Genomic DNA, 21,103 nt, shown 5'->3' with positions numbered 1-21,103 from the left:
TGCGTGAGGGATAGAAGTGAAAAGCCCGGATACCGAGGCTACGAGGTAACGGACTTGCAACGGATAGCCCGACCCGTTGCGCTAAAGAGAACATGATTTTTTTAATTCGTTTTGAGCGCAAAAGGGGCACGCCCAAATTTTAATACAAGGAAACGGCTTCTTCAAGAACAGCCACAAGTATTGCTTGATCGATGGTTTCTAACTGGTAATAGCGTAAGGATTTCACCGTATTGCGATTGTCCCCATTCAAGGTATCTTGATGCAAAGTGAGTTGATAACCTTTGGTCAAACCGAGGTCCATAAATTGGCCTTTATGGTTGGGAGCTAAATAACAAAAAGGTTTTCCGCGGTAATAATAAAACGGTATTTTGTAGCTAAATCGGAGTTCGATTTCGGGAATACACGCTTCAATAGTTGCCATACAATGCATCATGATGGATTGGAACGGCTCGGGTTGGTTGAGGGTGTAAACTAAGGCTGGATGCACTATAAGATTCCGTATTTATCGAATAAATAAATTAAGGAAGTCATGGCAGCGGCGCCTAACTCCAATTCGCGTTTGTTAACAGCATCAAAGGTATCGTTGGCCGCATGGTGGTGATCGAAGTACCGTTGCGAATCCGGTTGGAGTCCGGCCTTCACAATCTTTGGCGATTTCAACGGACCGATATCCACACCGGAATGCCCTTTTCGGAACAAGTGAATCAAATAGGGTTCGAATAACGGTTTCCACAATCCCACTTGACCAAAATTGGCGTCATCAATTTCAAAGGAAAACCCGCGCGGTGCAAATCCGCCCGCATCGCTTTCCAAAGCAAAAACATGCTGCTCCCCTTTGCGTTGCACTTCGGCCTCGTATTGGAGTCCGCCCTTTACCCCATTTTCCTCGTTCATAAATAATACCGCGCGAATGGTATGTTTGGGTTTGTAGCCAATTTTTTTAAAGAGTTCCAATACTTCCATACTTTGCACACAACCGGCACCGTCATCGTGGGAGCCGTCTCCTAAATCCCATGAATCCAAATGACCGCCGACAACCATGATTTGGTTGGGAAATTCAGTCCCCGTAATTTCGCCAATCACATTATAGGAAAGTACCTCGCCCTTATTTACACAGGTTTGACGAAAAAACAAGGTGGCGTTGGGATTGGTTTTTAACGCATCACTCAGCGCATTGGCATCGAGCGTACTCACAGCAGCAGCCGGAATGCGTTGGTTTTCAGGAGTGTCCCCATAATTGGTCATTCCCGTATGTGGTAAATCGTCAAGGCGAAGATTCATCGAACGAACAATCACGCCCACTGCGCCTAACTTTCCTGCTTCACGGGCACCCGAGGAACGTTGGTCTACACAACCGCCATAGGCTCGAAAGGTTTCAATTTGTTCAGGGTCCATGGGGCGATTGAAAAAGATAATTTTACCTTTCACTTTGTCTGCTCCTAAGGCTTTCAATTCGTCTAAAGATTTGACTTCGATCACTTGCGCTTCGAGTCCGTTCTTGGGCGTAGCTACTGACATTCCTAACGCACAAATCGAAAGATCCAAGCGTTTTTTACCCAGGTTCAAATAGGCAACTTCCTTCTCCCCACGCTCCCATTTGGGGACCATGACTTCTTGTAGATAGACTTTATCAAGTCCCAACTGGTTCAGTTGCTCTTGCGTATACTTCACTCCTTTGGCCGCCCCTTCAGAACCTGAGAGTCGGGCGCCTACTTTATTTGACAAATCATCCAACCATTGGTAACAATGGCCTTGAGTCAATGCGGTTTTGTGGATGCGATCCAACATTTCTGCATCGGTCTGTGCCGTTAAAGATTGTATTGCCAATAAAAGTGCAAGGGAAAGTCCGTATTTCATGGGAGTGAATTTTTCTCAAAAATAATCGAAAAAAAGTTTGCTCAAAAATTAAATATTACTTTACTTTGTATCTCAAAGTACTTTTATGGAAACGAATGATTATTTAAAGGACTTAAAAGACATCAAAGAAATGATGTCTAAATCGTCACAGACGTTATCGCTAAGTGGCTTATCGGGAATCTTAGCTGGATTGTATGCATTAGGAGGTGCTTGGTATGCCGATTACCTACTAACAACATACGACGTGCAAGATTATACGAATTACCGTATGCAAACCCCTTTCCCTATTGATGACTTGACGATACAGTTGGTGGGATTGGCAGCACTTATTGTATTTGCCTCTATCGTAACCGGAATTGTTCTGAGTGCGGCTAAAGCCAAAAAACTAGGTGAAACACTATGGAATAGTTCGTCCCGCCGATTAATTGTAAATTTCAGTATTCCACTGACTACGGGCGGTATTTTGGTACTGATTTTACTCAGCAAAGGATATTATGAATTGATTGCCCCCATGATGCTGTTGTTTTACGGTATGGGTTGTGTGAATGCTTCCAAATACACCTTTCGCGATGTGCGGTATTTGGGGATTACCCAAATTATTTTAGGACTGATGGCTGCGTTCTTTAAAGATTCGGATTTGTTGTTTTGGGCCTTGGGCTTTGGCGTTTGCCATATCGTTTACGGCGCCATGATGTATGTCAAATACGACCGAAATTAATTGTACTTTTAACCCACTCTTGTGAAATCACTATTAGAAAATATCAACAAAGCTTTTGATCATCGCATCCGACTTGGAATCATGTCGGTGTTGATGGTCAATGACAGCGTGGATTTTAATACGCTGAAAGAATTGTTGGGAGTAACGGACGGGAATTTGGCCTCACACATCAAAGCGCTTGAATCGGAGGCTTACATCCAAGTGGAAAAACAATTCATTGGAAAAAAACCCAACACCCGCTATTTGGCGACAACTGCGGGAAAAACCGCTTTCAAAAACCATATTGACGCGCTCGAAAAATTGATTCAAAAATCATAAACCTATTTTTTTATCTAATTACTTTGAATTTCAAAGTACTTTATATTATGAAAGATTTATTTATAGAATGGATGTACCGCACGGTGAAAATACCTTACCAATGGGTATTTAAGAAAAAAGAAGCGTGGCCCGTGACCCTACAAGATTATTTGCGTTTGCCCGAAGATAGCCTCGGATTTCACCTGGGATGCTTTTTATGCCAACATAATTTTGACATCCAAGCCACCTTGGAAGAACACGATGTGTTTCATGTCTTGACCCACACCGGAATCACCGTTTTGGATGAAATCAACATGCAATTTTACCTGTTAGGAAATGGAAAACGGAGTCCGTTTCTCTTTCTTGTCATCGGTACAGGTTTGGTTTTTTATCCATTTAAATTGAAAACCTTTTACCAAACCTATTGCAAAGGAAAACGGGCGCACCGGTTTTATGATCTGGATTTTCTGCAACTCCTTCCCCAACCCATCGCGCATTTACAACAAACGTTAAATATCAAACCATGAAAAAATTATCCACCTACCAACGTATCGCTTTAGTCACCTTCACGGTTGGTACGCTCCTTTTCTATGGTGCCCTAATCACAGGAGAAGACATCTTTATTCCAATATGTATTCTATACACGCTTATCTGTGGATTGATTCACGGTATTTGCCTCCTTCTTTTGTTTTTCTCCTTTTTAAAGCATCCAATGCAACGCAAAACCATTGTACGAGAGGGACTCATTCTTTGGGTGAATTTCCCCATCGCTTTGCTGTACCTCTTCATCTATTTGTATCATCAAAAAATACTTTTATGACCCGTCAACAATACCAAAGCGCTACCGGAATTACCTCCACGCGTATCGCCCTCGCTTCGTTTGGAATCGGGACCGTATTACTAGTTATAGAAATAATAAAACCCAATTTAAATCTTCTCGTTGGAGGATTTCTATTTGTACTAACGGCCACATTCGTCAACTTGATTGTACTCGCCAATCTCGTTTATCACTTGTGCATCCAACACAACCATCGCGACTATTACCTCGTCAAAATATTGATTGTGCTGGCCAACATTCCCATCACAATCGTGTACCTCAAGATTCTTTTTAATTAATTATAACACTTACAATTATGGAACATCAAGATCAAGAAATGCAAACATTCATGCAGTCCAACACCGCCAAAATCATGATGGTGGGATTTCTCACCCTCATTCTACTCATCCCGTTAGTTTTTGTCCAAAATTTAATCACCGAACGCAGTCAGCGCCAAAAAGAAGTCGTCGATGAAACCACCGCCAAATGGGGTGGCGAAGTCTTTTGTTACGGCCCCGTACTGAAAGTTCCCTACTACGACAATGCCACCAAAAGCCTTGAGACGGCCTATTTTTTCCCAGACCAATTGAATACAACAACCGATGTGAAAATGGCGCGCGAACTCAAACGCAGTATCTACAAAGCCAATGTGTTTACCGCGGGTATTACTTTTGACGGCCAATTTTCAAATCCAAATTTCAACGGACTCTCCATTCCGGCCGAAAATATTCGTTGGAACGAAACCCAAGTCGTCTTACGCACCACCAACTTGAGTAGCATCAATAGCGAAGTTAAAATCCACGTGAACGGGCAAAATTTGACGTTCGAACCCGTTACTAGTGACAAACCTAGCGATACCATAGCCACTTTAGAAAGTGCCCGTTTCCCCATCACGGCCTTGTCAGGTCAGCGTTTCAAAATGCATTTGAGTTACAACGGGAGCCACGCCATTCGTTTTGTGCCTGTAGGCAAAACCACAAAAGCCACAATGACTGGCGATTGGAATTCGCCCAGCTTTACCGGAAACTTTCTCCCTGGAACGCAGCAAATCGACAAAAATGGCTTTTCCGCTCAATGGAACATCTTGCATTTCAACCGTCCGTTTAACCAACAGCATTTTGGGGCGTTGCCCGACCTCAGTAAATATGCCTACCAAGTCGATTTAATCACGCCTGTTGATGAATACCAACAAAACGAACGAGCGTCAAAATATGGTTTCTTGGTCATCGGACTCACCTTTTTAGTGTTCTTTTTGATCCAAAGCATTAGCAAAATCAACATCCATATTTTTCAGTATACCATGATCGGAATTGCGTTGGTGCTCTTTTACACCTTACTAATTTCGATTACCGAACACAGCAGTTTCACCGTCGCCTATGCGATTGCCGGAACAGCCATCGTCGCCATGATCACCACGTATTCCCTTTCCATCCTCAAAAACCGAAAATTCCCGATGCTCATCGGTGGTGCGTTATCCCTAATTTACGCGTTCCTTTTTGTAATCATTCAGCTTGAAGATTACGCATTGCTGGTGGGCAGCATCGGGTTATTCGCCATCCTAGCCGCGGTGATGTATTTCTCGCGTAAGATTGATTGGAGCAGATAGTTGGGTGTCCTTATCACCTGCCTTCCTGCTGTCCGCGCTACACGCCTCCCTGCGTCCGGCGGGGTAGCTTGCTCCCATCAGGGCTAAGTGTCGGGTGCCAATTTCAAAAAAAACTCCGAAGTGTAAGTGCTTCGGAGTTTTGTTTTTATTGAGATAGATGTTAATTAATGACCGCCACTTACTTTTTGGTCAAAACTAATACCTTGCGATTTTAAAATACCACTCACTTTCCACGCATAGAAAGCCAAGTAGGCAAAACAAGCAACGCCTACTATGTAACTGGCATGAATACTGGTAACATCGGCTAAGTAACCTTGTAGCAAACTTACGAGTCCGCCCCCCATAATCATCATGATTAAATAACTACTACCTTGTGAAGTATGCTTTCCTAAACCGCTAATGGCTAAAGTAAAAATACAAGGCCACAACGTACTACAGAATAAACCAACTGAGGTAAATGCATAGACCGAAACCATTCCTTTGGTCGCCATCCCGAGTCCGAGAGCTGCAATTCCCAAGAATGAGAAAATCAATAACATTCGCGCCGGATTCCCTTTACTCGCGATATCTGCTAAGATGAGTACAAAAATCACAGCCGCATAAACATAGAACGGCGTTAAATCGTGATTCATAAATTTATTCACACCCAAGAAAACTCCGAAAGCTAAATACGGTGCGATAAAACGTAAAATTTGACGCAAGTTCATATCTTCCGTAAAGGCTTCAACCGCCCCAGTCCAACGACCAATCATCAAACTCGCCCAATATAAAGAAATGAACGGTGCGATATCTTTGGTCGCAAAACCCAAATCTTTTTCCATATATGCCGGTAAATTACTTGCTGTAGAAACTTCGACACCTACATAAACAAAAATTCCGATCATTCCCAACACCAATTGAGGGTAGTTCAACGCCGATTGACGCACAACTGTTCCCGCAGTGACTTCATCTTCTACAACGGCTGCAGGCTTATCGGGTAAAGAAGACATTTTTAGTAAAATAGCTACGGCTAAAAAGGCCACTCCCAAAACCAAATACGGGATTTTCACACTTTCAATACTCATTTCAGTACTTTCAGAAGAAGCAGCACCAAAAATCGCAAAACTCACGATTAAGGGTCCGATGGTTGTCCCTAAATTATTGATTCCTCCCGCCATGGTTAATCGTTGCGATCCGGTGTTTATCGGACCCAAAGCGATAGCTAACGGATTGGCTACGGTTTGTTGCAATGAAAAACCCAGTGCTACAATAAATAATGCAGATAACATCAACGGAAAGGAACCGCCGTTATTCGCTGCAGGATAAAACAACAAAGTACCTAGGGCTGAAATTCCTAAACCTAAGGCTAGGGAATTTTTATAGCCAATGCGGTTGATAATATCGCCTCCCGTGGCTTTTGATAATAGGATATACAAAATGGAACCAACGGTATAGGCAATGTAAAAGGCTACAGAAACGAGCTGACTTTGCCATTGTTCCAAGGTAAAGGCTTTTTTGAAAACAGGAATTAATATGTCGTTACTTGCCGCGACAAATCCCCAAAAGAAGAACACACTCGCCAATGGGATGAATTGGCCCCAATTGGTTTTTGTTTGCGCTGTACTCATAGTTAGTTTGGTTTAAGGTTAATCGATTCTAAAGATACAGTTTCTCTCATTTTTGGACGCATTACAACGTTATAGTTATCAACGAAATCGATTTCATAACTCAATTTTTGAGAATTTTTCAAAAAAATTACAACGTTTGCGGTTGTTGATAACAATAATGCAATTAATCGACTTTGATTACGGGTGTGCGCGGACTGATTCCGTTGGCGTTGAAGGCTTCGATTTGGAAGTAGTACACATCTGTGCGGTCCATGCCCGTGAAAAAATAGTCGCTTTTTCCATAGACCATGATACTGCCGTACAATTTATTGGGGTCTTTCCCAAAGTAAATTACATAGCCGTCGGCATTTTGGTGTTGCTTCCATCGGATCCACGAACTGCGACGCTCGCCAAATTTCTTGGGATCGGCACGCAATACCATGAAATTTTCTACAGTTGTAGGGGCATCTCCGTTTCCTTTTCCAAATACCCGCAAGCCACTCAAGGCAAATTTACCCGTAGGCATGTGGCTATTTTCAAGTTTCACAAATCGCGCTTTTACAGGAGTTTTCAATTCGATATAATCGTGGGGAACGTCCTTTGTATTTTTACTTTTATCCGTAATGATAAACCATTTTTTGCCGTCCAATGAACCCCAGAGTTTGTATTGGTGGTAAATGCCGTTGACTTTTCCCATCAATTCAACATCTTGGTCGGCGTAATTGATTTGGATAGCGTGCACAGTAGAAACAGCGCCTAAATCGGTTTGCAACCACTCGCCTTTATTTCCAGTTTCAGCGGACCAATAGGTTTTTATGTCTTCATCCACGGCAAAATTGGGTTGGTAACTCCCTAAAGTCGATGAAACTTGTACGGGTTTGTTGTAATTCAACAACATCCAACCCGCGAACATGTTGGTTAAATGCTCCCCCGCTTTGTTGGGTAACTTTGTGGGATAGTCGCCGTAGGCGGTGTTGCAATACAACACATCGTCTTTGTCAAAACCCGCAGGCCAGATTCCGGTGCGGCGTTCAAAATTATTTTTTACACCGATGGCAATTGTTGATGTATGCCACCAATGGTTGTAATTGTCTTTAAAAGTAGCGCCATGTCCGGCCCCTCTTGCAAATCCGCCCGGTTTATACGAAAATGGATTGTGGGCTTGATAGGCAAAGCCGTCCAAGGGTTGGTCACTCACAAAAACTCCATCGGCGTAGCCCGAAAACTCGGTTGCGGGAGCGCCGTATTGTAAATAATATTTTCCGTTGTACTTGGTCACCCACGCCCCTTCCATAAAGGGTTGCAAAAAGGTATTATCGTTGTATTCTCCAAAGCGTTCCCAACCGTGGTCTTCGGGATGTAATGACAGTAACGGCTTAACATGTCCATCGGACTGCATGGTTTTTAAATTGATTTCGGTGCCGAGTAAGGGAAATTCGTTGCTCGAACCCCAGTATAAAAACAATTTGTCTTTTTCTTCATCATAGAGAAAACCGGGATCCCACGCGCCTACTTTAAAGTTTTCTACCGCAATTTCCCATTCGTCTTGGGTGGGGTTCTTACTTTTCCAAAGGGCAAAATTGGGACCGTGTGTTGACCCAATGACATACATTTCGTCTTTCATGACAAACACGGCCGGAGCACAAAGTTCGTCATACACATTGGCATCGGGTTTCAAGAATTTACGGGAAATAAAATGCCAATCGCTCATGTCGTCGCTCCACCAATAGCCCCATTGGTTGGTGGAAAACAAGAAATACTTGCCTTTAAACGTAACTACAACGGGATCGGCAGTAGCGCGGTGTTTGCCTTGTTGGACAAAATTCGGAATGGGACAATACCCGTAATCGACGTTGATGGGATTGCAATAGGTGGTATTTTGAGCGTGAAGGTTTACACTTACTAGAATTAGAAGCACAAACCCCATAGCCCTGATAGCAACGGAAAGCCCGCGTGCGGTGACGGCCGTACTTTGACCCATTGGCCGTAGCGACTTGAGGAGCTCACGGGCGGTGGTGTTCAAAGGGCCGGAACAAACGCGGCTTGCAGTGGATAGCAGGAAATAGCTCATAAAAAAACTTATTGAATCGGCTCGAAACTAACTGCAGTTCCGCCGCCTTTGGCAAGGTTTAATTTTAATTTGGACTTGGACGTTACCGTCATGGTTTTGATTTCGTAAGCTTTGGGATTGTCTTTCCAATCGGCGCCTTTTCCATCTTGGTAGATGATGGCTTTGTATTTTTTGCCAGGCGTTAAGAAGTCCAATTTGACTTCGCTCGAACGTGCATTTTCATCAGTAATAGCGCCTAGGAACCAACGCTCACCGTTTTTCTCTTTGCGCGCTACGGTCAAATAATCGCCCGGTTCAGCCTCCAAATACTTGGAATCTTGCCAGTCTACCGCCACATCTTTGATGAATTGGAATGCATCGAGGTAACGCTCGTAGTTTTCGGGTAAGTCGGCTGCCATTTGCAACGGCGAATATAAAGTTACATACAACGCCAATTGTTTGGTTAATGTGGTATGTACTTGTTCCGTTTTGGTTTTGTCGTAGTAGCTCATTTTAATTTCGAAAATCCCTGGCGTATAGTCCATTGGGCCACCCAACAAGCGGGTAAACGGCAAAATGGTTTCGTGAGCGGGCGGATTTCCGTTGCTCCAACCGTTGAATTCGTTGCCACGAGCGGCTTCGGCTGCGATATAGTTGGGATAAGTGCGACTGTACCCTGTAGGGCGCGAACTCTCGTGCGAGTTAACCATCAAATTAAAGTCGGCTGCACGGCGTGCCACAAAATTAAAGTGGTTTACCATGGTTTGTCCGTCATGGAATTCACCACGAGGAATGATTCGGCCCACATAGCCCGACTTCACAGCAGGATAGCCGTATTCTTTCATTAAATTAAAGGCACGATCGAGGTGGCGTTCGTAATTGGCTACCGAACCAGAGGTTTCGTGGTGCATGATCATTTTCACGCCTTTGGATTTGGCATAATCGTTTACTGCTTTTAGATTAAAGTCAGGATAGGGAGTCACGAAATCGAAAACGTCTTCTTTCCAGTTCCCGAACCAGTCTTCCCAGCCCACGTTCCAACCTTCGACCAAAACACCGTCAAAGCCGTGTTTGGCAGCAAAGTCGATGTAGCGTTTTACGTTTTCGGTGGTAGCGCCGTGTTTTCCTGAAGGTTTAAGTGAACCGTCGGCGGCGTTTTGTGCATTTTGCGAACCGGCGAAGTCCCAGGTGGATTTACCCACGTGCATTTCCCACCAAACACCTACATATTTCATGGGTTTGATATAGGAAACGTCTTTGATTTTACAAGGTTCGTTTAAGTTGAAAATCATTTTTGAGGCTACGATTTTACGCGCATCGTCGCTGACAAAAATCGTACGCCAAGGTGAAACAGCTGGCGTTTGTAGATACGCTTTATCCCCAATGGCATTGGGCACTAAGTGGGAAGTCAATTGATATTTTGCGGGTACTGAATTCAGGTGCATTACCGGATAATTCACCACTGCCGCTTCAAAAATATTAAGGTACAATCCATTGGCTGATTTCATCATGAGGGGCGACTGGATGCGGTGATTATCGCGAATCGTTTTGAGTCCGATCCCGTTATTCATATCCAATTTGGACACATCAATATCCGAGAATTGTGTTTCATTGTACACATATTCTTGGCTATCGTAGTCGCCAGGAATCCAAAAGGTTTTGTGATTGCCTGCCAAATTGAATTGGGTATTTTCTTCTTTGATGATGAAATAATTCAGATTGGGTTGTTTGGGAAATTCATAGCGAAAAGCCACGCCTTCATCGTATACTTTGAAGATAATATTGAGTAATCGACCCGTTTCTTTTTGTTGAAGATTCAGGGTGAGTTGGTTGTACTTATTTTGAATCACCGCGTACTCGCCCATTACAGGTGTCCAGGGTTCATCCATGGCTTTTTCAGAGGAATTGATCATACTAAACCCTTTTTCTAAAGCGGGAATATCTTTCAATTCGATGCCCAAAGTAGAAGTTAAGATTACGTCTTGGTTTTTGTATTTCACCGTATACGAAGGTTGCCCTTGAGCGGTAAGTTGGAAATTCACTTGAATTTCTTTGCTGGGTGAAGTTGTGGTTTGTGCTTGAACTAGAGTTACTAGTACGAGCAAAGCTGTAGTTATTAGATTTTTCATTCGACTAAATTTTGGCTAAAGATACGTTATCCTTTTTGGAGAAAAAACCCTTTAGCCAAACTCCAACTAAAGGGTTTCTGTTTAAAACATGAAAGGTATTATCTAATTAACTCAAATTCAACTTTGTTTTGGGTATCGGAATTCGTTCCGACGTAGACCTCAAATTTTCCGGGTTCGGCCTTAAATTCTAAGGCATTGTTATAAAACTTCAAATCGTTTTCGGTGATTTCAAACGTGACGGTTTGCGTTTCCCCTTTTTTCAATTCAATTTTTTGAAATCCTTTCAACTCACGAACGGGGCGGGTTACCGAACCTACCACATCGCGGATGTACAATTGCACGACTTCTTTTCCGTCGTAATTACCCGTATTGGTTACAGGAACCGAAACCGTGATTTTTCCTTTAGCATTCATTTTTGGAGCAGAAAGGGTGGCTTTACCGTAGGTAAACGTGGTATAACTAAGACCGTAACCAAAAGGGTATAAGGGTTCGTTGCGCTCGTCCAAATAGTTGGAACGGAACTTTTCAAATTTCCCTTCCGTATTGTGCAGTGGGCGGCCGGTGTTTTTATGAGCATAGAAGATCGGAATTTGTCCGACACTTCTTGGAAAAGTAGTGGATAATTTTCCGGAAGGGTTTACAGCGCCAAAAACGACATCGGCGATGGCATGTCCGGCTTCAGAACCGCCAAACCAAACGTCGAGGATGGCAGGAACTTTTGCACTTTCCTCCGTAATGACCATGGGACGTCCATTGAACAAAAGAAGCACAACAGGCTTTCCTAATTGCAACATCTCTTTTAAAAGATCTTTTTGGGCTTGAGGGATTTCCAAGTTGGTCCGACTACTGCATTCCCCGCTCATTTCAGCTGATTCCCCTAATGCTAAAACGATAACATCGGATTGTTTGGCAACGGTTAGGGCTTCATCCAACATTTCTTGTTTAGTGCGGCTATCGCGGTTTAGCGATTTACTGAACATGGTAGCATTATCTTCAAATACAGGGTCGTCATCGAGATTGGAACCTTTGGCATACACAATTTTAGCTGAAGAACCCACAGCATCTTCGAATCCTTTTAAAACGGGAATTGAGTTCTTTTGCACGGTAGCCACACTCCAAGTTCCTGCCATGTTTTCCGCATTGTTGGCTAAGGGTCCGATTAAAGCAATGGTTCCTGACTTTTTTAGCGGTAAAACTTGGTTGTCATTTTTTAACAGCACCATGGATTGAGCCGCGAGATTTCGGGCTTCTACACGATGTGCTGTTGTATAAATTTCAGTTTTTTGACGGGTTTCGTTTAGGTATTTATAAGGATCTTGAAAAAGACCTAAATCGTATTTGGCTTCTAAAATTCGTTTGGCGGCAGCATCGATATCGGCGGTAGTAATTTTGCCTTCGGCTAATGATTTTTTCAATGTGGTTAAAAATCCTTCACCGACCATATCCATATCGATTCCGGCTTTTAGTGCGAGCTTCGAACATTCTTGTAGGTCGCCCATGCCGTGGTCGGTCATTTCATTGATTCCCGTATAATCGGTAACTACAAATCCGTTGAATTTCCATTGTTTGCGCAATACATCAGTCATCAACCAACGGTTTCCTGTTGCGGGCACCCCATCGATTTCATTGAAAGAAGCCATTACCGAACCAACCCCGGCGTCAACAGCGGCTTTGTAGGGAGGAAAATAATCGTTGTACATGCGAATCCGACTCATGTCCACGGTATTGTAATCGCGGCCGGCTTCGGGTGCTCCGTATAAGGCAAAGTGCTTTACACAGGCCATGATTGTATTATCTGCCGTTAAATCTTTGCCTTGATAGCCTTTAACCATGGCTTTGGAAATCAAACTTCCTAAATACGGATCTTCCCCTACGCCCTCGGCAATGCGGCCCCAACGTGGATCACGGCAAATATCAACCATGGGAGAAAAGGTCCAGCAGATACCGTCGGCACTGGCTTCAATAGCGGCAATGCGGGCACTGCGTTCGATTAAATTCATATCCCAACTACAGGACATCGCTAAGGGAATCGGGAATGTGGTTTCGTAGCCGTGAATGACGTCCATTCCGAAAAGTAGTGGAATTTTCAAACGTGAATTTTCAACGGCTATTTTTTGAACGTCTTTAATTTTTTGGAGCGATTTTATATTGAATAATCCGCCGACTTTTCCATCGCGGATTTTTTGCGCTACATTGGTGTTTTTGGCTTGACCGGTCACAAAGTCATCTGAACCCGGTAAATTGAGTTGTCCTATTTTTTCGTCCAAGGTCATTTTTGCCAACAATTCGTTGACAAATTTTTCTTTGGGTGTTTGTGTGGTTGTCTTTTTCTTTTGCGCAAATCCGGTGAGGGCAATAAGAGAAAAAGTAAGTACTGTAGTTCTTAGTTTCATTGTAGTTTCTATGGTAGCCGAAGCCGATTTATTGGTGTTGCTGGAATAACCAGGTATAAAATTCAGGATTTGAATAAGTAGAATCCCAACTGTTGTGATTATCGTTGGAGAAAATGGTCAATTCGACATTGGCTCCAATTCCTTTTAATTTTTGAAACATCTCAATCGAATTATCAGGAGTGACTACATCATCGAGTGCGCCATGAAAAATCCGAATGGGTTTTGATTTTAATTTTTCAGCGGTAAAAAGCATCATACGATCAACGGGCGCACAAACGGGAGCCACTGCAGCAAAGAGTTCGGGATGCTCAAGAGCCAATTTCCAGGTCCCCCACCCGCCCATGCTGAGTCCGGTTAAGTACACGCGACTGGGATCGATATTGTTTTTAGCGATTGTTTTTTTGATGAGTTCGTAAACCACTTCCGTATCCCACCAAATGCCTTCGGGACATTGAGGCGCCAGGATGGCAAAGGGTTCTTTGATCAGATTTTGATACGTAAACGGACTGTGCGCTTTGACTAGTTCTAGGTCAGTTCCCCGTTCACCCGAACCGTGTAAAAAAACGATGAGTGGATATTTTTCTTTCGTATTTTCAGGCAACTGTAGGACATAGCCCATGGTTACTTTTTTGGTTATTTTTTCTTCAAATAACGCTTTAGTTTCTTGAGCAAAACTGGTGAAACCGATAACTACTAAAAGTAATACACTTATTTTTTTCATTAGAATCCGTGTTGGGTTGATGAAAATCCGAGGTTTTGTAATCCTGTTTTTACTTCGGGTGCTTGCATGAATAAATTCCACAATAATCCCGTACGGTAATTTTCAACCATGGGTGCAATAGTGCCTTGGTCGATAGCCAAATACCGTGGCGTAACCCAGTTGTATTGTGGTGAAAATGCATCATAGGGTCCGGCCACCCCTACATAACTCGATTTTTTTTCATTGTATAAATACCGTAAAAACTTCATCGACTCGTTGGGTGTGTAGGGCATTGAGGATAGTGCAGCAGTAGGAGTAATAACGCCCGTATCATTATTGGGTTGGTGTGCTGTATAGCCCGTGGATCCATCGGTATTTCGGGTATAACTAGCGGTTAATCCCCAGCATTTATCCGAATATCCGGTATAGCCGTGTGGATTGGCAATACAGTATTGATTGATTATTTTACTATGATTTTGAGTGAGTGTCCAATAATTGGCATATTGATCCGACAAACCGCGTGGATCCAATCCTAAATAGGAATATTGACACCAGAATTGGGGTCCGACATTCCCTGTAGCCCCATTATAATTAAGCACGACAGGTAAGCCAAATTGGACTCCTGAATTTACAATTGCGCCATTTCGCGCCCAACCTTGTTGGTACACTGCAGGCGAAATAGGATGCGTTGGTGAAGCGGCGGCCATTACATAGGTAATTAAACACTCGTTATAACCTTCGATTTTCATATTCATTTGCCAACCGTAATTGGGTGACCAATGCCAGTAAAGTGCATTTTCACCTTTGGTATACCAATCCCATTCTACCCCTTTCCAAAGGTTATCTGCTTTTTGAGCGAGGGCTTGTTCAGTGGCATTCCCATTTTTAAAATATTCGCGAATACAAATTAATCCTTGACATAGGAAGGACGTTTCGACCAAATCGCCGCCATTATCGACCGTTCCAAACGGAATGACATGACCTGTATTTCCATCGATCCAATGCGACCAAGCACCATGAAAGCGATCGGCATTTTCGAGAAAATTCAGGGCAGTAGTCAGTCGGTTTACGGCTTCAGTACGATTGATAAATCCGCGATTGACACCTGCAACAATCGTCATCAATCCAAATCCAGAGCCACCTGTAGTGACAATATTGGATTCAAAGGATGGATTGTCGGTATGGTAACGTTCCCGCGCCAATTTTGAATTGGTTTCGGCATATTCCCAAAAATATTTTAGGGCATCTTGTTGCACTTTATCCAAGAGTTCGGTATCCGTATAAACCACGGGATTCTCAGGAGTAGTGTTTAATGGCGTACCTGACGAACTGCTATCTGAAGAAGAAGAACAGGCCCAAACCATCAGTGCCAATACGATTGCTTTTAGCATATTTTTTTTCATAATCAAAAAAGTAACCACCCTTTGAAATAAAAGGTGGTTACTAAAAAAACAAAATATTACCTGTTATCTTTTTCTAACAAATACAAAGCACGTACATCATTGTCGGCTAAAGCAGTATTGTAAATACGGAATTCATCCAATAGACCCGTATAGTGAAGCATCCAACCATCAGGAGCACTCCAAGGCGAACCTAAATGTTGTTGGTAGCCACCGATAACGAATTTTGACACATCTGAACTGGCTAAGTTGCCATAAGGCACACCACCGGATGCGGGATCATTGGTGTAGCGTTTCGACATAGACTCAGGTAATGTCAACTTTTGTCCATCGATATACATACTGTAAGTAGATGTTGTAGCGTTGTAAGACCAAACCATGTGTTTCCATACACCAAACATGTTGTTCAATACATTGGAACCATCGTGCACAATCCATTGCCCACTCCATGGGATGGAAGGTGTAACATCTTTTTGAATATGATTTTTCACGAGCATGGTCGTGTTCGGACCTGTTCCTTCGATCAATGTAAAAATGTTCCCCCAGAAATCTGTTGTTTTGGGTAACATAAACAAACATTGGGCACCACCGGTATGGGGATTTGTTTTAATCCAACCCGATACCGTTATACTCGTTAAATTCTTCACATCATTAGACACATTATCATAGGCGATAAAAGCAGAGGAAGATCCTTGATAGGCTTTCCCTTTTACGCCCGTTTGATAGGTAACATCGGTACCGTTACCACCGCTAATTCCATTTTTAGAATCGGTGATATTGTCTTCAAAACTACATTTCACCAATAAATTACTGGGTGAAATTTCATCGGAACTGGCATATCCTCCAATGGGAGCATACGGAATTGGAGCATTATCTTCATCAATACTCTCTTTATTACAGCTCACTAAGGCTACTGTTGTGAACAGGGTAGCACAAAAAAGCGCAAGTACATTTCTATTTTTCATGATACTATAAAGGGATTAATAACCAGGATTTTGTGAAGATAATCCGGCTGATTCGTTAATAAATTTTTGAGGAATTGGGAACAATTCATGTTTACCCACTACGAACGTTTTTCCGTCAAGTGCAAAAGCCGCTTGTGCTTGACCTGTACGCACTAAATCAAAGAAACGATCGTGTTCAAAAGCCAATTCGAGACGACGTTCTTTCCAAATAGCTGTTCGAACATCACCTTGAGAAAGTGCGGGTGTATTACCTAAACCTGCACGGTTACGAATGGTATTCACCAAACTTATCGCGCCTGAAGTTTGACCTAATTCGTTCATCGCTTCAGCTTTAATCAAAAGCACTTCAGCATAACGCAAGTATTTAATATTCACGTCGGTTTCCCATCCATCGGTAAAACTAGAAGAATACGCTTTATAATTGTAGCGTGGATTTTCAACAGTTGTAGGAACAAATCGTCCGTCATACAAGGTGGTTCCTGCGAAAATGATGGTCGCATCTTTACGAGCGTCACCCGACTCATAAGCATTCACTAAACTTTGCGAAGGTGTATTGAAGCCCCAGCCCCAACCTCCAGCACCACGGGCACCTTGAGAAGCGGAATAACCTTGAATCCCTTTTCCTGGAGCAGAACCTACCCCTGAAATTTCAAAAATAGATTCGGTGTCAAATTCACCGGATAAACGGTATTGTGAAGCGTATGTAGGTGCTAAACTATAACCTGTAACCGCATCGCAATGATCGATAGCTTGTTGCCATTTTTGTTGGTATAACGATACTTTTGCTAATAAAGCATGCGCTGCACCGACAGAAGCTCTTGCTTTCTCGGTAGAACCATAGGCACTTTTTGCCGGTAAAACAGCAATAGCGTCATTTAAATCTTGTTCTATAAATGCGTATACTTCCGCTTTGGAACGACGTGTTAACTGCATTGCACGATCCGCGTCAGAGGATGGACTTGGAACATGATCAACGATAGGCACGCCACCGTACATGCGCACCAAATTAAAGTACATGAATGCACGTAAATATTTGGCTTCACCAACTAATCGGGCACGTAAATCGGCATCGGCATTGTTTAATTGTGGAATATAATACAAGGCCTGATTGCATCGGTTGATCCCTTGATATTGTGCAGAAAACACTTCTTCAACCGATAAACTTGAGGCATTGTAGGTTAGAGCATCCATCAAGTCTTTATCAGTACCTGTATCCCCTGGAGATGACCCTTTATCGGCATCATCAGAGGCAATACTTGTCATTCCATTCCAAGAGAAAGAAGACATGTTCCAATCTAAGAATTTCGCATAAATTGAAGTGACAAAGGATTTTGCTCCTTCATCATTATTGTATAAGGCCAAATCGGAAGTAGAAATACTCTCGGTTTGATCAACATCTAAAAAGTCTTTTGAACAGCCTACATACAATAGACCTGACAAAACAACTAATGGGATATATAACTTTTTCATAGTTTAATTAAAATTTAAGGTTAACACCAAACACAAAAGAACTTAAGGTTGGATAAGCATCCAATTCCACTCCCATAGTGTCTGTTGGATTTCCATTACCTAATAACTCAGGGCTAAATCCAGAGAATTTTTTCATGATGAATGGGTTGATGGCATTGAAATACACACGAGCATACGAAATGTATTTTGTAAATTCTGGCAACTTATACCCTACAGTAATATTGTTTACACGGAAGAAATTACCGGACTCTAAGTAGTATGTAGAAGCTACTGGAACTTGATTAAACGCTGCGGGATTGGAAGCGCCTGTATTTTGAGCAGTCCAAAAATCAGAAGCAATTGAATCTTCTATATTTTCTCCTGAAAATCGTTGTGCTTTTTTACCGTTATACACTTTTGAACCTAATGTTCCATAAGTATCCACAGTTACGTCAAAGTTTTTATAGTTCATACCAAACGACAATCCATAAGTAGCATTTGGCAATACAGAACCAAAATATTTGCGATCTGCATTTACCAAAGCATCTTGGGTTACTTTTGAACCATCGGCTTTGTAATATAACATTTGACCATTGGCATCTAAACCTGCATAATCAAATAAGAAGAAGCTACCTAAAGCTTTACCTACTGAAGTTCCGTCAATAACTTTAGTGTACTGTCCATTTCCTAATCCTCCACCTATTAAGGAAGATATGCTTGAACTATTCAAACTTTCTAACCTATTCTTATTTTGGTTAAAATTCCCCGAAACAAAATAGGTCAATTTATCATTTACTTTTCCATCCCAGCGCAAAGACAATTCAAACCCTTTATTAGAAACTGCACCCACTGCACCCGGTGAAGTATTACTTGCACCTGAAGTAATGAGCGGACGAATATCTAAAATTGCATTCTCTGTTGTTTTATTGTAAAAATCAACTGTTCCTTTCAAATGGTGACTTAAAGTTTCAAAGTCAAATCCTCCCGAAGTTTCACGTGTAGTCTCCCATGTTAATTTAGGGTCAATTTGAGAATTGATGGTAATCCCTGTTAAATATTGAGTCATGTAGTAATTGTAATCATTACCCGTTGCAAAACTTTGTCTATTTAATGGAACGTTTTGGTTTCCTATTTTCCCCCAGCTTGCGCGAACTTTTAAGAAATCCAATCCTTTGATGTTTTTCATAAAGTCTTCGTTGGTAGCAATCCATCCCAAACCTACTGAAGGAAAAGTTCCCCATTGATAATCTTTAGCGAATTGGGATGAACCGTCACGACGTACAGTAGCCGATAACAAATAACGGTTGTTGTATTTGTATTGCAAACGACCGAAATAGGAATTCAATCGTCTCTCGTTGTATTGGATCTCTTGATAACTGGTTACATTTTGTAATAATTCATTACCAGCAGTAGACCAGTAATTGGAATTTGGACTAACATTTCTCAAAGTAGTAGTAGTGACAAAACCGCTTCCTGTACTTGATGCTTCCATACCCGCTACCAATTCTACATCGTGTTTTTGAGCAAAAACTTTGTTGAAAGTAAAGTAATTGGAAAGGTTCCAACTGTAATTTCGAGAATTTTCACGGTTTAACGTATTGGTATAATTACCTGAAGGGTAAGCAGAAGCTACTCGCGTTGGATCTGCGGCTAACCAAATACTCAAATCATCCGAGTAATTGTATTTACGGAAGGTATTGTATTCAGTATTGTACACAGATGAAAATTTCAATCCTTTGGCCAATTCAATATCCAATTTTAATCCGCCTTGTAATGTCATTCCGCGTTGTTGTTCGTCAAAGAAATTCAATTGTGCAACCGGATTCCCTACATTGTTGAACGAACTTCCCGTGGTTGAAGCAAATCCGTTGGTTCCAACAAAAGAAACACCATACTGTCCTGAAGGAAAATAAACAGGTACAATGGGTGATTGTTTATAGGCTGTAGTAAATACCGAATACGGTTTGGGTTGGTTATTGTTTGTAGCAATACTCAAGTTTTGGGCAAGCGTAATACGTTTTGAAATTTTGAATTCGTTATTCGTACGGAAAGTAATTCGGCTAAAATCCATCCCATTCAAAATCGCTTGTTCGTTGTAACGACCTAAACTGAAAAAATATTTAGCTTCTTCATTCCCACCAGAAACGGCAATGTTGTTTTGGGTATAATTTCCTGTACGCGTAATCGCTTTAAACCAATCGGTATTCACGGGTTGATCTTGCGAAAATGTGGTAGAGCCTAAAGCCATATTACTATAGAAAGCATACTTGTTACTTCCTGCCATTTTCACCACACTTTGCGGTGTTCTGAACCCTACAAAAGAATCCAATTCAACGTTTAATTTTCCTTTCCCTTTTTTGGTCGTAATGATAATTACCCCATTTGCCGCACGGTTACCATAAACCGCCAAGGCAGAAGCATCTTTAAGCACCTCAAAGGAAACAATATCATTGGAATTGATATTTCCTATTCCATTAGTTGGCATCCCATCCACAATATACAAAGGATTTCTTCCTCCTAACACGGTCCCCATACCGCGAATAATAACTGAAGGTTGTGAACCCGGTGCATCAGAAGCAATTACTTGAACCCCTGCAGCCTTTCCTTGAATACCTTGTACAGCATTCAAAACTTTGGTACGGGTTACCTCTTCTGCTTTTAATGAAAGTACTGCTGAAGTATTGTCAATTTTTTTACGGGTACCGTACCCAATTATTACCACATCGTCTAATTTCGTGGTTGCATCGGCTAACACTACTGGGTTTAATGTGGCATTTGATTTAAGAATTACCGTTTCAAATCCAATCATGGAAAACTGTAAGTCGTCCACTTCTTTAAGATTTAGTTTGAAACTACCATCTTGATCGGTGATGGTGGAAAGCTTGGAATTGATTGCTTTCACATTGACTCCTACTAGAGGAGCACCATTTTTGTCTACTACTTTTCCAGAAATGTTTTGTGCATGAATAAACACTGGAAAAATAAGCAACAAAAGCAATACTAATTTTTTCATACTCTATTTTGTTGTTTTAAGGTTAATTGACAACGAATTTAGGTATTACAACGTTATAGTTGTGTTGATAAAGCACACTACATTACTACATCATTTTTTGATAAATAAATTTTAATTTATTTA

General features: G+C 42.0%; 17 protein-coding genes. 6 read left to right on the top strand and 11 right to left on the bottom strand.

Going from position 1 to position 21,103, the window contains the following annotated elements:
• Positions 1-139 precede the first annotated feature (139 nt).
• Positions 140-487, bottom strand: a complete 348-nt coding sequence (locus EQG61_RS05555; protein ID WP_129460913.1) for a DUF1801 domain-containing protein — start codon at positions 485-487, stop codon at positions 140-142.
• The gene (locus tag EQG61_RS05550) at positions 487-1,857 is read right to left on the bottom strand and encodes a M28 family peptidase (RefSeq protein WP_129460912.1); all 1,371 of its coding nucleotides are present in this window, start codon (positions 1,855-1,857) and stop codon (positions 487-489) included. The genes EQG61_RS05555 and EQG61_RS05550 overlap by 1 nt, the downstream gene beginning before the upstream one ends.
• Positions 1,858-1,942: 85 nt before the next feature.
• On the opposite strand from EQG61_RS05550, the gene EQG61_RS05545 reads away from it, so the two are divergent.
• From EQG61_RS05545 to creD, 6 genes are read left to right on the top strand one after another with little or no spacing between them, the layout of a single operon-like run.
• On the top strand, positions 1,943-2,575 hold the full coding sequence (locus EQG61_RS05545; RefSeq protein ID WP_129460911.1) for a hypothetical protein: 633 nt from the start codon (positions 1,943-1,945) through the stop codon (positions 2,573-2,575).
• Between the two features lie 21 nt (positions 2,576-2,596).
• Entirely contained in the window at positions 2,597-2,893 is a 297-nt protein-coding gene (locus EQG61_RS05540) for a winged helix-turn-helix domain-containing protein (protein WP_129460910.1), read from the top strand.
• A gap of 47 nt (positions 2,894-2,940) precedes the next feature.
• On the top strand, positions 2,941-3,399 hold the full coding sequence (locus EQG61_RS05535; protein WP_129460909.1) for a hypothetical protein: 459 nt from the start codon (positions 2,941-2,943) through the stop codon (positions 3,397-3,399).
• A complete protein-coding gene (locus EQG61_RS05530) occupies positions 3,396-3,692 on the top strand; it encodes a hypothetical protein (RefSeq protein ID WP_129460908.1) in 297 nt (98 codons plus the stop codon). Before EQG61_RS05535 ends, EQG61_RS05530 begins: the two co-directional genes overlap by 4 nt.
• A complete protein-coding gene (locus EQG61_RS05525) occupies positions 3,689-3,988 on the top strand; it encodes a hypothetical protein (protein ID WP_129460907.1) in 300 nt (99 codons plus the stop codon). Before EQG61_RS05530 ends, EQG61_RS05525 begins: the two co-directional genes overlap by 4 nt.
• A gap of 17 nt (positions 3,989-4,005) precedes the next feature.
• Positions 4,006-5,295, top strand: coding sequence for a cell envelope integrity protein CreD (gene creD / locus EQG61_RS05520; protein WP_129460906.1), 1,290 nt, complete (start codon positions 4,006-4,008; stop codon positions 5,293-5,295).
• 164 nt (positions 5,296-5,459) lie between these two features.
• Here the strand turns inward: creD and EQG61_RS05515 are convergent, their stop codons facing one another.
• The 9 genes from EQG61_RS05515 to EQG61_RS05475 form a co-directional block, all read right to left on the bottom strand.
• A complete protein-coding gene (locus tag EQG61_RS05515; protein WP_129460905.1) occupies positions 5,460-6,902 on the bottom strand; it encodes an MFS transporter in 1,443 nt (480 codons plus the stop codon).
• Positions 6,903-7,065: 163 nt separating this feature from the next.
• On the bottom strand, positions 7,066-8,799 hold the full coding sequence (locus EQG61_RS05510) for a discoidin domain-containing protein (RefSeq protein ID WP_394345560.1): 1,734 nt from the start codon (positions 8,797-8,799) through the stop codon (positions 7,066-7,068).
• Positions 8,800-8,960: 161 nt separating this feature from the next.
• A complete protein-coding gene (locus EQG61_RS05505; protein ID WP_129460904.1) occupies positions 8,961-11,060 on the bottom strand; it encodes a glycoside hydrolase family 97 protein in 2,100 nt (699 codons plus the stop codon).
• Positions 11,061-11,158: 98 nt separating this feature from the next.
• Positions 11,159-13,453, bottom strand: a complete 2,295-nt coding sequence (gene bglX / locus EQG61_RS05500; RefSeq protein ID WP_129460903.1) for a beta-glucosidase BglX — start codon at positions 13,451-13,453, stop codon at positions 11,159-11,161.
• Between the two features lie 28 nt (positions 13,454-13,481).
• Positions 13,482-14,174 carry a carboxylesterase family protein gene (locus tag EQG61_RS05495; protein ID WP_129460902.1) on the bottom strand — a complete coding sequence of 231 codons (693 nt, stop codon included), beginning with the start codon at positions 14,172-14,174 and terminating at the stop codon, positions 13,482-13,484.
• Positions 14,174-15,544, bottom strand: coding sequence for a glucoamylase family protein (locus tag EQG61_RS05490; RefSeq protein WP_235829029.1), 1,371 nt, complete (start codon positions 15,542-15,544; stop codon positions 14,174-14,176). The genes EQG61_RS05495 and EQG61_RS05490 overlap by 1 nt, the downstream gene beginning before the upstream one ends.
• Before the next feature lie 68 nt (positions 15,545-15,612).
• Complete coding sequence (locus tag EQG61_RS05485; RefSeq protein WP_129460900.1) at positions 15,613-16,518, bottom strand: LamG domain-containing protein; 906 nt, start codon at positions 16,516-16,518, stop codon at positions 15,613-15,615.
• Positions 16,519-16,533: 15 nt separating this feature from the next.
• Positions 16,534-17,988: a RagB/SusD family nutrient uptake outer membrane protein gene (locus EQG61_RS05480; RefSeq protein ID WP_129460899.1), complete on the bottom strand. Its 1,455-nt coding sequence runs from the start codon at positions 17,986-17,988 to the stop codon at positions 16,534-16,536.
• Positions 17,989-17,995: 7 nt separating this feature from the next.
• Positions 17,996-20,980, bottom strand: a complete 2,985-nt coding sequence (locus tag EQG61_RS05475) for a SusC/RagA family TonB-linked outer membrane protein (RefSeq protein WP_129460898.1) — start codon at positions 20,978-20,980, stop codon at positions 17,996-17,998.
• Positions 20,981-21,103: the final 123 nt, after the last annotated feature.

It is taken from the genome of Flavobacterium stagni (assembly GCF_004122105.1).
Lineage (GTDB): Bacteria > Bacteroidota > Bacteroidia > Flavobacteriales > Flavobacteriaceae > Flavobacterium > Flavobacterium stagni.
This window is presented reverse-complemented; position numbering and strand designations above follow the sequence as displayed.